The organism is Reichenbachiella sp., assembly GCF_039944555.1.
In the GTDB taxonomy this organism is placed as follows: domain Bacteria; phylum Bacteroidota; class Bacteroidia; order Cytophagales; family Cyclobacteriaceae; genus Reichenbachiella.
The window spans coordinates 793,714-807,543 of sequence record NZ_JBDUYN010000006.1; the positions used below are offsets into that span (position 1 = coordinate 793,714).

The following is a 13,830-nucleotide window of genomic DNA, read 5'->3' on the forward strand; positions in this document are numbered from 1 at the left end:
AAATGCGTATTACTTCTCAGAAGATAGGGTTCGTGGTAGGTCGTTCTTGCAAAAACTTAAATTGCTTCAGTTTTTGGTTATCCCCAGTTCTTGAGTCATTTCCTTTACGGTTTTTATTTCAATGTCTAATTCTACACATTTCTTTACGACGGCTTCAAAATATTCTGGTGAACAGCCAAATCTTGAATAATTAGTTTCAACATCATGTGTGTAAAAAACAAGCCATCCCCCTTTATCCGAAAACTCTTCCAGTAGAGAATATATTTTCATTAAAGAATGAGTGTTTTCGTACAATTTGATCGCTTTAAGATTATTAGCGTCTACACGGTCTCTATTGATACCATGGTCTATCCCACGGCATGTAAGAAATCGTTTGGATAGCACTTTTTTGGCCTGTCTCGTCTGTTCTCCAAAAGGGTATGAAAAATTCAAGAAATCATCTTTAACGCCAATTTCATGGAGCGCTTTTCTATTCTTTGACAATTCTGCCTCAACTATACCTTTACCTTTTGTACTGTAAAGATGAATATGGCTATACGTATGACAACCAAGCTCATGTCCATTTGTAACACACTTCTTTAAATCTTCAACGTTGAAGTAATCTTCGTTTTCCGGTTTGGATTCTAAGAATGAAAGAGCGATGTAATAAGTGCCTTTCTTGTTGTTGTCGTTAAGTATGTTTTGCGCATTCACAAATGCACTTTTCGGAGCGTCATCAAAAGTAAAACTGATAGCCTTTGTTTTCGGGGGGATATTAGCCTTATGGTAACATGAAGCATCTGAAATCTTCTTTCTTACTAAGTTCAACAGTGTTTTCATTCCAAAATAAAGGCTACTTGTCTATAATTATTTACGGCTCCTAAAAACCTGAATTCCCATTCATCATTACTGCATTGCTTGAATATTTCCAATGCTTCAAATTCATGTTCATGACTAGAAAACTCATCGAATATCAAAATATCACCTTTTTTAAGTTTGGGGTGAAGTTGAAACAATACATATAGTGTGGATGAAAACAAATCTGCATCAAGATGAAATACGCATTGTTCGTGGAATTGACAATTTAACAATTCCTTGTAAACAGTATCCTGAAACCAGCCTTTGACAAACTTGACTCTATTGTCACTTATATCAGGAAAATTTCCTTTCTGATCAAAATGCCCCTTACCCTTTCCTTCCCAACTTTCCGGTAGCCCTTCAAATGAATCGAATCCCACGAACTTTGATGCCTCCGCCTGGTTGGTGGAAGACCAATGCCTGATCATATCTCCACCAGCTACACCAAATTCATAATAAAAAATAGTCTTGTCTTTAAGCTCTGCGAGCAATTTGTCATGAAGTTGAAATCTGTTGCTGTAAGTGGCTGACTTATTATAGTAATCGTTTATTTCACCCAAACCTCTATTTTCTTTCACAAAAGCTAAGAAATTCATGTATTTAAAAACACTATGAAAAGGTTTAGTTATTCTTCTCAAAGGGCCGTACAGTTTTGTTTTGGTTAAAAAAGGATGGAAGGGCATATGATTTCTTTTTTATAATGCATAATAGTTTTAAGGCTAGTCAAGTGTCTTTTGATTGAAATTAGTTTTGCGGTCGGAAAACCTTCTTCCTATTTTTCAAATGACGCGTTGGACAATAAGAGAGTTAATGGTAATTTTTTTACTTCAAATTTATCATGATTTACGTGGAAGGTCGTCGCGTATTATTTCTTAAAACTCCGTCATGACCCATTCCATTTCGGTTGGTCAATGAGACCTCTTATCGTGTTAGGCAATTGTTTTGATTATGTTGTCGTTAAGAATTTCTTTACCCTTTTCAAATCTAAGTTTACGAAGATTTTCCTCTTGTGAAATTACTTCAAATCCAAAGTCGTTAAAGACTTGTGCAGAAAATTTATTCTTCTCGGTATGATTGTAGGTAACCAAAAAATCGCCCCTTTCAAGATAATGTTCTAGTATGTAATTTAGAAAAGCGTGTTCGACCCTTTTGCTCTGAATACGGCAACTAAACATCAGATCAATGAGTCGATTTTCAGTTTTATCAATAACGCCAAATCCAATTATTCCATACTCTCCAAATTGATCTCTACATTTTAAAATGTAAGCTTCCAAGTTTATATTCTCCTGGATTTTAAATATGTCCTCCTTTGCATATCTATTACCTGAGAAATTCATCTGGTTCGTACGCTGAGTGAGCTCATACACTCTTTCAAAATGCTCTTTTCCCAAGGGCTTAATTTCTAATTCAATCTTACAGGCTCGAAGAAACTCTAAATATTCACCCTCATAGTTGTCTGAATACTTGGTTCTATTCGCCTCTGTGGCATAAAACTGCTTTCTCTTCCTGCTCTCATCAGTTATCGGAATTTGAAATTCTTCCAAGTTCAGTATAGTCTGGTAATGTATCGCATCCATTACTTTGACCTGCGGGAGAGCCGCTTCCACTTCCTTTCTTTCAAATACAGAATCGTCAACAAAGAGAAATGTATTAATATTAATATTGAGATCTAAGGCTATTTCCCTGATGCTTTTACTTTTAGGAAGCCATGAAATTTTTGGAAATAGAAAAAAATCATCAATACCAAAATGTTTTAGAGCTGCCATTGCATGATCAACATTGTTTTTACTAGCTATTGAATTTACAATACCCTTATTCTCGATTTGCATTAAAATTTCTTTGATCCCTTTTTTAAGTTCAAGGTTTTCAACTCCGTCTTCTACGAGAATACCATCCCAAATTGTATTGTCTAAATCCCAAACAACACATTTAACTTTTCTGGCCTTGTTATCTGCTGTTTTGTAATCCTTTAACTGAACAAATTCTGTTACACCAAAATAGAGTGGGGTTTCACTATTGATATCTTCGGGCGTAATATCGATTCGGTATTGTAACTCGGTCTTAATTCTTTTCGCAATCTCATCAAATGGAATAATTTCTTTGTTATATCCAGGTTTTAGTTCGATACGGTATTGAAAGGGGATTTTACTATATTTTTCATCGTCATTTCGGATAGTCAATCCTATGGGGATTAAGCCATCCGAGGGGTTAAAAATTTCAAGTAGGAAAGCATCTGGTATTGCGGTTCCAGTATTTTGTTCGTAAATAATTCTTTTCTTTTTTACACTATATCTTTTTTGGCTTAATTTTTTTCTTACAATTTTTGGCTGAGCGATATGTATGGCATGAGCCAGTTTCAAATCTCGGCTTTCTCTCTGTTGAATTTCTTTATAATCATATAGCTCATTATTTCCTTGAGTAGACAGTACTCCCCATTTTTTAAACTGGATCTTCAATATTTGAATTGTATCAGAATCATGAGTTTGTACTATTCGTTCTATCCCATTTACAAAGCGCTGGCACTTCCCGTCGATTCTGGCAGAATACAAATCACATGTTTTAAAACATTCGGGCATTGAACATTCTGTGCAGTGCTCAGTCCAATGAAGAATACTTCTCCGCTCAATTCTCTTACTGGTATTCAAAAAACCATCCCAAACTTCTTGGGGCAAATTTTCTTTAACCGATTTAATGTATACTTCCGTTTCGTACATGTTTATTCCGCAATGGAGATAACTATTGAATAACGATCACAAAGTTATCGTTATTTACCTTCCAATTTAAAATGAAAAGCTAAAATGCCAATTAACCAATATGGCCGTAAAGGAGTTCACTACTACCAATTGATTTGCAGCCGTTTTTTATCCATGGATTTCTTATTTGTGAAACTATTAGTCAACCACCAACCGATCGTACCCTTCCATCTTGACTTTACCTTCGTCAACCAAAATGCGAATGGCTTCAGTGAAAACAAAGTCACTTTTTACCTCTGTAGCATCTTTGAGCTCGTCGATATAGACCATGCCCGATGACACCAAGGAAAGGATTTCTTTTTTGGTTTCGTCCAAAGCTGCAATAAGCTTTTCCTGTTTTTTGGCCTTGATACATATATCACATACGCCGCAATTGAGGTAGGCTTTTTCGTTGAAGTATTCTTGAAATATGCGTGTTCGACAGCCTTCAATGTTTTTAGCATAAGCCTGGATTGCTTCTACTTTTGCCTTAATGACTTTATGCCTTGGAGCCACTTCCTTGTAGTATTTTTTAAGTGAGGATACTTCAAGTCGTGGCGTAAGATAAGTAAGCTGGGGCAAGGTTTTCATCGGATCATAGACCACCACACCTTGTTGCTCCAGCAGTTGCAGTTTTTTGATCACCTCTCCTTTGGCCAATTTGCTAAGCTTAGCTACCTCAAATTCAGAGATGTTCATAAATTCGGTGTACAACCCCCCACCGTATAGACGCAACAAAGATTTAATGAGTGACTGATAACCACTATTAGAAATGGTGAATTTATAGACCTCGGCACTATCAAGTGCGAACTTGACTGTGCTGGATTTGTTCAAACTTTCGCTCAATAAAATCAATCCCATTTCTTCCAACTTCTGAATGCAGAAATGTGCTTCGCGAGCGTTGAGCTGATAGGTAGCAGCAAACTGTTTGAGATCAAAGTCATAGCTCTGCCATTGGCTGCTGCCTGTAGCTAGTTTGAAATAGTTAGCAATTGCCTGATACACTCGCTGCACATATTCTAGTGATGGGTTTCTGTGCTTCTCACTTTCGCTTAAGCGAAAAAGATCAGAGGAATTGTAAAGCAAAACGGCAAAGGCATTCTTTTCATCACGTCCTGCCCGACCAGCCTCCTGATAATAAGCTTCCAAAGAATCAGGCACATCCAAATGTGCAACTACGCGAACATCTGACTTATCTATACCCATTCCAAAGGCGTTGGTGGCTACCATCACACGACGGATATTCTTGATCCACTCTTCTTGTTTCTTATTTCTGGTCGCCGGATCGAGCCCGGCATGATAAAAGTCTGATGACACACCGTGCTGATACAGGTACTTTGCAATATTTTGTGTTTCTAACCTGCTTTTTACATATACAATGGCAGACCCTTTTACATTATTCAGGATTTCAAGCAGCTTGGGGCCTTTGTTTTCCAGCTCAAAAGCAGAATATGATAAGTTTGCTCTTGCAAAACTCTTTTGAAAGACGGCCGGCTCATTGAATTCCAGTTTTTCACAAATGTCTTTGGTAACATCTGCGGTGGCTGTGGCAGTAAGTGCTATTTTCTTTGTATTGGGCAGCCAGGTATAAATAGTGGAAATTTCGATATAAGAAGGGCGAAAATCATAGCCCCATTGGGAAATACAATGAGCTTCATCTACAGCCAATAAACCAACATTCATTTTTTTTAGACGCTCGATGAAAAGATCAGATTTGAGTCGCTCAGGTGAAACATAAAGAAACTTTACCTTTCCAAACACGCAGTTGTCCAAAAGTATATCAATCTCGCGTTTAGGCATACCTGAAGTGACGGCCGCAGCCGAAACACCTCTCTTTTTTAGCTGTTGCACCTGATCGGTCATCAACGCTATCAACGGAGAGATCACCAGACAAATACCGTCCAGCATCAAACCGGGTACCTGAAAACAAATGGACTTGCCTCCACCAGTAGGTAACAACGCAAGTGTGTCATTTCCATCCAATACGGATTGAATAATCTCGTCCTGCATTGGTCGGAAGGTGTCATAACCCCAATATTTTTTCAGTATGTTTTTGGCCGGCTCCAATTAGCTTAAATTGTATGCAACAAATAAACGAATAACTCGATTAATTCCTACAAACAACAGACTCATGACTAGCATAAACATAAAAGAAAAGTTCGAACTATTCGATGACTACTGGAATCCGAGAATTATCGGAGAATTAAACGGCCAACTGGTTAAAATTGCCAAGTTCAAAGGTGAATTTGAAATGCACAAGCACGATCGTGAAGACGAACTCTTTCAGGTTATCAAAGGTGCGATTCAAATTGAGTTTGAAGATCGAACTGAAACCCTTAATGAAGGTGACATGATAGTTGTGCCACATGGTGTCATGCACAAGCCAAGTGCTGATCAAGAAGCCTGGGTGCTCATGTTTGAGCCGGCGTCTACTGTAAATACGGGTGAAAATAAAGAGTCTGAATTGACCAGGGATGAGCTGGATCGGATTTAGGAGGTCGGCATCTATTGCTGATTGGTGAGTATACTATCCGGCAGCAGGTCCCGATATTTATTACCATAGCTTTTCAAAAACTCAAGATACATGTCTGAAAGCTGCTCGCTCCAACTCCTATAGGCATTCAATTGACCATAGTTGGAATCCAAAATGGCAGCTGCATTCGCTTCTTTCTTGTATTCCACGCTATTCATTTTTTGCAAATAGTCCATGCCATTACGTTGATACATCTCTTGAAAAGCATAAATATCTGAGAGCTCCATTAGAAGCTCTAACTCGAAATCTTTGATTGCCCCAGTGTTATTGGCGACATTCCACGCAGAGTTGCTCAACAAGGGGAGATTAAAACCCAGCGAATAGCTTATGTCCTCTCCCTCTCGGTTGTCAAACAAATCCTTGATGACCCGAACCTCTTCAATCCGTTCGCTATAGGTAGTAATCTCATTCGCTACGTCCTTTTGATTAATATGAACTTCTAAAAAAACATTAATCAAAGCCTTCTCAGCAACCTTTCGTTCAGCCTCGGCTTCACGCCAATGATTCAACCCCAATGCCAACAAGACGGCAAAAACAACGGAAGCAAATTCCATCAGTAATTTCCCAATCCATGGTTTCTTCTTTTTATCCATCACTGAAGTTTATGTTTTTGATTTTATCCACTAACACTTCATTAATCTTCTGATATGACTCAAAAGACCAGCCGCCTACATGCGGGGACAACAATACACGATCATCTTTGATGAGCTTATTGAAATTGACCGCCTGTTGATCAGTAAGGAAGCTGAGCTTTTCATTTTCCAAGACATCCAATGCAGCCAGGCGAATAATACCCTCATTCATGGCTTGCAGTAAATCCTGGAGTGGAACCACCTCTCCACGGGCAGCATTAATGAATACAATGGGCTTTTTGAATTGCTTCAAATATTTCAGATCTACGAGGTTTCTGGTTTCGTCTGTCAAAGGTACATGCAAACTAAAAATGTCCGCTTGCTCATAGATATCTTCCATGGCCACCTGCTCTGCATACAAATCTCCATAGTTCTTCTTGTATTTGTCGTAAGCTATTACACGACAGCCAAATCCTGCCAGCTTCTCAGCTACTGCGGTACCCATATGACCATACCCAAGTAGTCCAATGGTCTTGCCCCCAATTTCAAAGCCTCGATTGCCCTCACGATCCCATACTTTGTTTCGAACTTCCATATCTGCATGTCGCAGATGGTTGGCCAGACAAAGCAACATCCCAAGCACATGTTCTCCCAAAGCGTCTCTGTTGCCTTCAGGTGCATTTAGAATTTCAATACCTCTATTCTCCAGGTACGAAACATCTAATTGGTCTATCCCAGCCCCGGCCCGAGCAATGAACTTCAGCTGCTTTTGCCCATCGAGCAATGCCTTATCTATCGTTGTTTTACTTCTTACCACAAAACCTACATATTGCTCTTTAAGCCGAATAATCTCCTCTCGAGTAATATGAGGTGAATAAGACGGTACAAAACCTACTTGTTTCAAAAGTGGGGAAATGCTTTTGTGCATTTCATCGATAATCAGGATGCGCCTATTAGACATAGATCAAAAACCGTATAGAAAATGTGCAACAAGGAAATAAACTGTTAAACCAAGTAGGTCATTGGCGGTGGTTATGAAAGGGCCTGATGCCATTGCTGGATTTATACCAATTTTATCCAATACCAGTGGAGTGATTGTACCCATAAAAGAAGCCAAAAGCACCACACTAAAGAGTGCGATAGCTACAGTTCCGGCCATGGCTTGATCCGAAGTGGAAAAAATAACGATCCCAAATACGATTAGGGCGAGAATAATGCCGTTGACCACGGCCACAAAAAGCACTTTCACCATCTTCTGAAACAATGAATCCTCGAAGGCATTGTAACTCGCTAAACCCTGTACTACGATGGATGAGGATTGAATGCCGACGTTTCCGCCGGTCGCCGTAATCAGAGGAATAAAGAAGGCCATGGCTGGAATGAGCGCTATATCTCTTTCGAAAAGGCTTATGAATTTAGCTCCCAACAATCCTCCTACCAAGCCTATTACTAGCCATGGTAACCTGGCTTTTGACAATACCCAAACGGTATCATCCTCCTCTACGTCTCCGGATATACCGGCCATCATCTGACGTTCTTCCTCAGCCTGCTCTGTCATGACATCTATGGCATCGTCAATGGTAATTCGCCCAACCAGTTTGCCTTTGACATTAACTACCGGCAGAGCCTCAAGGTCGTACTTCTGCATGGTGAGAGCAACCTCCTCTTCTTCGGCATTAGTACCCACGGATACGATGTCTGCATCATAGATATCAGCTACCAGAACATCTGGTTCCGAGAGAATAATTTTCTTTAAGGAAACTCTTCCAAGTAGCTTTTCCTCATTATCAACCACATAGACCGAATAGATCTTCTCTACGTTCTCTGCTTGTTTTCTTATTTCTTCGATGCACTGCTGAATCGTCCAATTTAGATTGGCCCGAATCATTTCCTTGGCCATCAACCCTCCGGCTACATCCTCTTCATATCGAAGCAAATCCAGGATGTATCCAGCCTTTTCTTGATTTTCTACAGAGGCAAGTACACCTTCACGTTTTTCAATTGGCAACTCATTGATCACGTCCACTCCATCATCGGAGTCCATCTGATCTACAAATCCGGCCAATTCATCAGCTGTGAAGTTTTCAAGGAATTTAGCCTTACGGTCCTCCTCTAAATCCACAATGATCTCTGCTCCAATTTCTACATCAAGCTGATCAATGACAAACTTGGTGTGTTCAGCATTGAGCTCTCGGATCAACTCCGATATATCTGCCGGGTTGACTCCTTCGAGGGTGGATTTGATAAAGTCCACCTCCTCCGTTTCTACCGCCTGGGTAAAACGGTCCAGATATTCTTTGGACAATTCAAATTCCATATACTCAATCATGACCCTCTATCAGTTTAGTCAAATCAACAAAATCGGCTACAGATAGCTGTTCCGCCCGCTTGTTGAGCACATCAAGCTGAACGACGGATTCGGGCAAATTTAGCCCTTTTAAGGCGTTGCGCAAGGTTTTACGTCGCTTTTGAAATCCTTCCTTAACCACCCGTTTAAAGAGAACTTCATCACATTCCAAACGAGCTACGTTATTCCTTTTCAAGCGAATAACGCCGGAGTTTACCTTCGGAGGAGGGTTGAAGACATGGGGAGGTACGGTAAACAAATATTCAATATCGTAATATGCCTGAAGTAACACACTTAGTATACCATAGGTCTTATTTCCTTCTTTAGAGGCTATCCGATCTGCTACTTCCTTTTGAATCATACCAACCACATAATCTACGCGGTTTCTGTTGTCCAAAACTTTGAAGAATATTTGAGACGAAATGTTATATGGGAAATTTCCAATGATGCTAAGCGAATGATCACCGAACATGGCATTAAAATCACACTTTAGAAAATCGGCATGTTGAATATCAACCTCACTGCCTATGTATCTGTTTTTGAGGTAGTCGATAGACTCTCTATCCAAATCCATGAGTACCAGTTTTTTCAAATCAGATTTGTCTACCATTAGGTCAGAGAGTACGCCGGTACCAGGCCCAACTTCCAGTACGCAGTCAGGATCGGTCACGTCAAACAACCCTTTAACGATATTGTTGGCAATGTTCTGATCTTTCAGAAAGTGTTGTCCTAATTGTTTTTTGGGTTTTACTCCGGCCATAGTGCATTCAATAATTTGATCTTAACAGGAACTATATTTGGGCTAAATTCTTTAATTTATTAGGCAAAACGGTTGTCCGGTTTTTTATGTGAGTATATCATGTATTCCGAGTAAATTGCAATCAGTTTTTAATTCAATACATACCTAAATGTAGATGATCTCGATTCCAAAATAACGGAATTTGATTATAAAATTTTGACATCAGACATGGATAAAGAATCTAAAGGCCAAAAACAAAAACCACTTATTGGCATCACCATGGGAGACATCAATGGCATCGGACCAGAGGTGATCATTAAAGCATTAGAAAATGGCAAAATCACCCAGCACCTTACACCAATTATTTATGGTTCGGCAAAAGTACTTTCGTTTTATAGAAAGCAACTGAATCGGGATAATTTTAATTTCTCACCTATCAATGATTTGTCCAAGCCATATCACAGAAAGGTAAACGTGATCAATTGTTGGCAGGAGATGGTAGATATCACACCTGGCCAAGACAATGCTATTGGAGGTAAATATGCTTTCAAATCTTTAGAGGCTGCCACAAAGGACTTGGCAGAAGGAAAAATTAATGCATTAGTTACTGCTCCAATCAATAAACTCAATATCCAGAGTGAGGATTTTAAGTTCGCTGGACATACAGAATATCTGGCCGAAAAAGCTGGCTCTAAAGAGAGTTTGATGTTTATGGTGTCCGACTCCATGCGCGTTGGTGTTCTCACAGGACATATACCTCTACAAGAGGTTGCTGCGGCAATTACCAAAGAGTCTATTATCAAAAAAATTAAGCTGATGGCCAAGTCTCTCAAGCAGGATTTTGGCATCAACAAACCCAAAATAGCTGTTCTGGGACTCAACCCACATGCTGGTGAAGATGGGTTGCTGGGAAAGGAAGAAATCGACATCATCCGGCCGGCTATCGAAGAATGCAAATCTAAAGGTCAGATTGTGATGGGACCGTATCCTTCCGATGGCTTTTTTGGGTCGGGCGAACATCGCAAGTTCGACGCGGTACTGGCCATGTACCACGACCAAGGCCTGATCCCGTTCAAAAGCCTAACTTTTTCGACCGGTGTAAATTTCACAGCAGGTCTTCCTTTTGTACGAACTTCACCGGATCACGGCACAGCCTATGCCATTGCAGGCAAAGATCAGGCAGACGAAGGCTCCATGCGCACGGCAATTTTTGCTGCACTAGACATTGCCAACTGTAGATCAGAAAATAAGGAGGACTAGATAAATGCGTATTCATTGGATCAAATCCAAACCAGGCTCTATATGCACCGGACTGGCTGAAGTTGAACTTGAGGATCAGGATCTTATCAATCAGCACGGCTCTGACCTGAAACACCTTCATCCAAAGAAAAAAATGGAGTTTCTCGCCTCACGACAACTTATAAGAGAGATGTGCGAGCAAATGAACATTGCCTTTCATGGCATTCACAAGGATGAATTCGGAAAACCTTATTTGATCGATTCTGCTTACCACATATCTATATCGCACAGTTATCCCATGGTGGCATGTGCTCTGCACCCCAACACACCCTGCGGTATCGACATAGAATCAGCGCGATCGCAGCTTTTAAAAATCAAACATAAATTTTTAAATAAAGAAGAATTAGAGTTTTGTGGTGAAGACTTGAACAAGCTTTGCCTCCATTGGTCTACTAAAGAAGCTCTTTACAAAATTTATGGTCGTAAGCGCCTGATTTTTGCTGAACAACTCGCCGTACTAGCAATTGGCGGGGAAGAAATAAAAGCACAAGTAACTGCAGATCGTGCCGTTGAGAATTATATACTTAATTATGAGTATTATTTAGAATATTTCATCGTTTATAACGTTTGATATTTGCGCTTCCTGATGAAAACTAAATAAAGTTTCTATCTTTAAAGTGGCAGCCTCAAAACACCAAACACCTGTTATGAATCCCAAACTATCTCTGACTCTGCTAGCCCTGGTGGCTCGTTCTTATTGTGTTGGTCAATCCTTTATCAGCAAAGACCTTCCCTTATACAATGTGCTGACTGAGAGTGAAATATCTATGGATACTTTCAAATCTCATACTGCAGTGGTACTGGTTTTCACAAGTATTCACTGCCCTTACGCCAAACTCTACAAGAATAGAGTCACTGCCTTATCCAAGCAGTATGAAGATCAAAATGTGCGCTTTGTTTTGGTAAATGCAAATGCTTCTGATCCAGCAAACAAGGAAACTCTGGTTCATATGAAAGCTGAGGCCAATACCATTAATGATAATGTACTCTACTTCGCTGATCAAAACCAGGTAGTTAGAAAATCCATGAATGTTGAGAAAAACCCTGAGGTGATTATCTTAACGCCATCCTCTAAAGGCTACAGAAAAGTGTATCAAGGTGCAATTGATGACAGCCCACAGTCAGAATCTCTTGCACGCAAGAACTATGTACGAATGACTCTGAATAACCTACTGGCGAATCAAGCCATAACTACCCCCTATCAACGTCCGGTGGGATGTAGGATTCGATAAGCGATTTTTCTTATAACTTCGTTCGACAATCGCATTGATTTGGTTGAACAACTACACAGGTTACAAAATGAAAAACGAGTTACTAAGACATACGCTATCAACCATCTCCTATAGATTTAAAAAAGCAGTAGAGAAAGTAGGATCAGGTTTTGGTGATTTTTGCGCAGGCAAGGAAAGTAGAACGCCCAGGGAAATCATCAACCATATGTATCATGTACTAAACGCGACACGCATTTTCATAATTGAAGAAAAATACGATAAGCGGCAGCCTGAAAAACTTGATTTAACCTCAGAAATAGAAAGGTTTAATAGTGAAATCAAAAAGTTCGACCATGTGATTGCCGGCGAAGAAATTGAGGTCAACTATGCTAAAAGATTGATTCAAGGACCTCTTTCCGACCTATTGACCCACATAGGGCAAATTTCTATGTTAAGTAGATTGAATGGAAATCCGATTTTAGGTGAGGATTTTTCCTCAGCCCCAATAATCACCGGAATAAATTAAATTTAAAGGCAATGATATACTAGAACATACTATGAAATCCATCTCCCTGACTCTCTTCAACCTTTTACTGCTTTCATCAATACTTTCCGCGCAAAGCCCTGCGCCATCAGACACCTCTAAGTATTATGAATTCCATATCAACTATTGGATCAACGCTCATCATTTTCTATGGCTTGAAGCGTTCATGAATGTAGAGAAAGACAGTACTCTGGTAACTCACAGGCTACAAAAAAAGGATCTGAAAATTTGGATCGAAACGCTAAATTATTACAAAAAAAACCTGGTACAAGAAGATCTTCGTTCGAGTGATTATATGAGCAACTTCAAGGAATGGATCATTACACAAGACGAATCCCTTGATGATAATATTCCGGAAACTTTCCAATCCCATGTGGCCATGCTTCAGTCAGTGCACCCAGTCTATCAAAAGTACTTTTGGCCTGAACATCAAAGTGTCTGTCAATCAGTGATTGCAGACAACATAAGCCTGCTTCGCAAAGTAGAATCTGATTATGTGGATCAAATCACTACCTTGACTCGTCAATTTTGGGAATTCACCAAAATCCGAGTGGATCTGACGTATGTTGCCAAAGCTTCCAAATGGAATCTACGGAACCGACCTTATACCTCCTTATTTCCCACACATGTGGTCATGAATGCCGTAGGTGAAAACAAAGTCCAAGGTAATTGGATAGAACTTCTCTTTCACGAATCCGCCCATCACCTGATCTTACCCGGCTCCTATTTCGTAGGTGGTACCATAAATGATTATGCAGAGTCTAAAAACATCAAACCGCCTCGCCAACTCTGGCATGCCTATTTATTTTACTTCACCGGACAGATTGCAAAAAACCTATTAAATGCCGAGGGTATAGATTACCCAGTCACCTATATGGAAAGGAATCGGGTCTTCTCTAAATACTTTCCATTGTTGGAAAAACATCTTACTCCATATATGAATCGTGAAGCTACATTGGCAGAAGCCACCTCGATTTTCATCCGGGAGTATAACAATGGGCAACAGAAATAGTCGA

The 13,830-nt window shown here is 39.8% G+C and carries 14 protein-coding genes; 6 read left to right on the plus strand and 8 right to left on the minus strand.

Annotated elements, in window-relative coordinates:
* Window positions 1-66: 66 nt before the first annotated feature.
* The 4 genes from ABJD64_RS07935 to ABJD64_RS07950 form a co-directional block, all read right to left on the minus strand.
* A complete protein-coding gene (locus ABJD64_RS07935; RefSeq protein WP_348180233.1) occupies window positions 67-819 on the minus strand; it encodes a polysaccharide deacetylase family protein in 753 nt (250 codons plus the stop codon).
* Window positions 816-1,433, minus strand: a complete 618-nt coding sequence (locus tag ABJD64_RS07940) for a TylF/MycF/NovP-related O-methyltransferase (RefSeq protein WP_348180235.1) — start codon at window positions 1,431-1,433, stop codon at window positions 816-818. The genes ABJD64_RS07935 and ABJD64_RS07940 overlap by 4 nt, the downstream gene beginning before the upstream one ends.
* A gap of 333 nt (window positions 1,434-1,766) precedes the next feature.
* Window positions 1,767-3,551, minus strand: a complete 1,785-nt coding sequence (locus tag ABJD64_RS07945) for an HAD-IIIC family phosphatase (RefSeq protein WP_348180237.1) — start codon at window positions 3,549-3,551, stop codon at window positions 1,767-1,769.
* A 177-nt stretch (window positions 3,552-3,728) separates the two neighbouring features.
* Complete coding sequence (locus ABJD64_RS07950; RefSeq protein WP_348180239.1) at window positions 3,729-5,636, minus strand: ATP-dependent DNA helicase RecQ; 1,908 nt, start codon at window positions 5,634-5,636, stop codon at window positions 3,729-3,731.
* A 64-nt stretch (window positions 5,637-5,700) separates the two neighbouring features.
* Between ABJD64_RS07950 and ABJD64_RS07955 the strand changes: the two genes are divergently transcribed.
* On the plus strand, window positions 5,701-6,063 hold the full coding sequence (locus ABJD64_RS07955; RefSeq protein ID WP_348180240.1) for a cupin domain-containing protein: 363 nt from the start codon (window positions 5,701-5,703) through the stop codon (window positions 6,061-6,063).
* Window positions 6,064-6,074: 11 nt separating this feature from the next.
* Here the strand turns inward: ABJD64_RS07955 and ABJD64_RS07960 are convergent, their stop codons facing one another.
* The 4 genes from ABJD64_RS07960 to rsmA are packed head-to-tail and all read right to left on the minus strand — an operon-like array spanning window position 6,075 to window position 9,781.
* Window positions 6,075-6,695, minus strand: coding sequence for a hypothetical protein (locus tag ABJD64_RS07960; protein WP_348180241.1), 621 nt, complete (start codon window positions 6,693-6,695; stop codon window positions 6,075-6,077).
* Window positions 6,688-7,635 (minus strand): NAD(P)-dependent oxidoreductase, encoded by a 948-nt coding sequence (locus ABJD64_RS07965; protein ID WP_348180242.1) that lies wholly within the window; start codon window positions 7,633-7,635, stop codon window positions 6,688-6,690. Before ABJD64_RS07965 ends, ABJD64_RS07960 begins: the two co-directional genes overlap by 8 nt.
* 3 nt (window positions 7,636-7,638) lie before the next feature.
* Window positions 7,639-9,003, minus strand: coding sequence for a magnesium transporter (gene mgtE, locus ABJD64_RS07970; protein ID WP_348180243.1), 1,365 nt, complete (start codon window positions 9,001-9,003; stop codon window positions 7,639-7,641).
* A complete protein-coding gene (gene rsmA, locus ABJD64_RS07975; protein ID WP_348180245.1) occupies window positions 8,996-9,781 on the minus strand; it encodes a 16S rRNA (adenine(1518)-N(6)/adenine(1519)-N(6))-dimethyltransferase RsmA in 786 nt (261 codons plus the stop codon). The genes mgtE and rsmA overlap by 8 nt, the downstream gene beginning before the upstream one ends.
* A gap of 207 nt (window positions 9,782-9,988) precedes the next feature.
* Here rsmA and pdxA point away from each other — a divergent pair, with 207 nt between their 5' ends.
* The 5 genes from pdxA to ABJD64_RS08000 all read left to right on the plus strand — a co-directional run bounded on the left by pdxA (window position 9,989) and on the right by ABJD64_RS08000 (window position 13,826).
* Complete coding sequence (gene pdxA, locus ABJD64_RS07980; protein WP_348180246.1) at window positions 9,989-11,020, plus strand: 4-hydroxythreonine-4-phosphate dehydrogenase PdxA; 1,032 nt, start codon at window positions 9,989-9,991, stop codon at window positions 11,018-11,020.
* Between the two features lie 4 nt (window positions 11,021-11,024).
* Window positions 11,025-11,630, plus strand: coding sequence for a 4'-phosphopantetheinyl transferase superfamily protein (locus ABJD64_RS07985; RefSeq protein ID WP_348180247.1), 606 nt, complete (start codon window positions 11,025-11,027; stop codon window positions 11,628-11,630).
* A 76-nt stretch (window positions 11,631-11,706) separates the two neighbouring features.
* On the plus strand, window positions 11,707-12,291 hold the full coding sequence (locus ABJD64_RS07990) for a redoxin family protein (protein ID WP_348180248.1): 585 nt from the start codon (window positions 11,707-11,709) through the stop codon (window positions 12,289-12,291).
* Between the two features lie 67 nt (window positions 12,292-12,358).
* Window positions 12,359-12,796, plus strand: a complete 438-nt coding sequence (locus ABJD64_RS07995; RefSeq protein ID WP_348180249.1) for a hypothetical protein — start codon at window positions 12,359-12,361, stop codon at window positions 12,794-12,796.
* 31 nt (window positions 12,797-12,827) lie between these two features.
* The gene (locus tag ABJD64_RS08000; protein ID WP_348180250.1) at window positions 12,828-13,826 is read left to right on the plus strand and encodes a hypothetical protein; all 999 of its coding nucleotides are present in this window, start codon (window positions 12,828-12,830) and stop codon (window positions 13,824-13,826) included.
* Window positions 13,827-13,830: the final 4 nt, after the last annotated feature.

Excerpts from the sequence above, each read along its gene's own strand:
- pdxA (WP_348180246.1), top strand. The coding sequence starts at position 9,989 with ATGGATAAAGAATCTAAAGGCCAAAAACAAAAACCACTTATTGGCATC.
- ABJD64_RS07995 (WP_348180249.1), top strand. The coding sequence starts at position 12,359 with ATGAAAAACGAGTTACTAAGACATACGCTATCAACCATCTCCTATAGA.
- ABJD64_RS07955 (WP_348180240.1), top strand. The coding sequence starts at position 5,701 with ATGACTAGCATAAACATAAAAGAAAAGTTCGAACTATTCGATGACTAC.
- ABJD64_RS08000 (WP_348180250.1), top strand. The coding sequence starts at position 12,828 with ATGAAATCCATCTCCCTGACTCTCTTCAACCTTTTACTGCTTTCATCA.
- ABJD64_RS07960 (WP_348180241.1), bottom strand. The coding sequence starts at position 6,695 with ATGGATAAAAAGAAGAAACCATGGATTGGGAAATTACTGATGGAATTT.
- ABJD64_RS07965 (WP_348180242.1), bottom strand. The coding sequence starts at position 7,635 with ATGTCTAATAGGCGCATCCTGATTATCGATGAAATGCACAAAAGCATT.
- ABJD64_RS07990 (WP_348180248.1), top strand. The coding sequence starts at position 11,707 with ATGAATCCCAAACTATCTCTGACTCTGCTAGCCCTGGTGGCTCGTTCT.
- ABJD64_RS07935 (WP_348180233.1), bottom strand. The coding sequence starts at position 819 with ATGAAAACACTGTTGAACTTAGTAAGAAAGAAGATTTCAGATGCTTCA.
- ABJD64_RS07985 (WP_348180247.1), top strand. The coding sequence starts at position 11,025 with ATGCGTATTCATTGGATCAAATCCAAACCAGGCTCTATATGCACCGGA.
- ABJD64_RS07940 (WP_348180235.1), bottom strand. The coding sequence starts at position 1,433 with ATGAATTTCTTAGCTTTTGTGAAAGAAAATAGAGGTTTGGGTGAAATA.
- rsmA (WP_348180245.1), bottom strand. The coding sequence starts at position 9,781 with ATGGCCGGAGTAAAACCCAAAAAACAATTAGGACAACACTTTCTGAAA.
- mgtE (WP_348180243.1), bottom strand. The coding sequence starts at position 9,003 with ATGATTGAGTATATGGAATTTGAATTGTCCAAAGAATATCTGGACCGT.
- ABJD64_RS07945 (WP_348180237.1), bottom strand. The coding sequence starts at position 3,551 with ATGTACGAAACGGAAGTATACATTAAATCGGTTAAAGAAAATTTGCCC.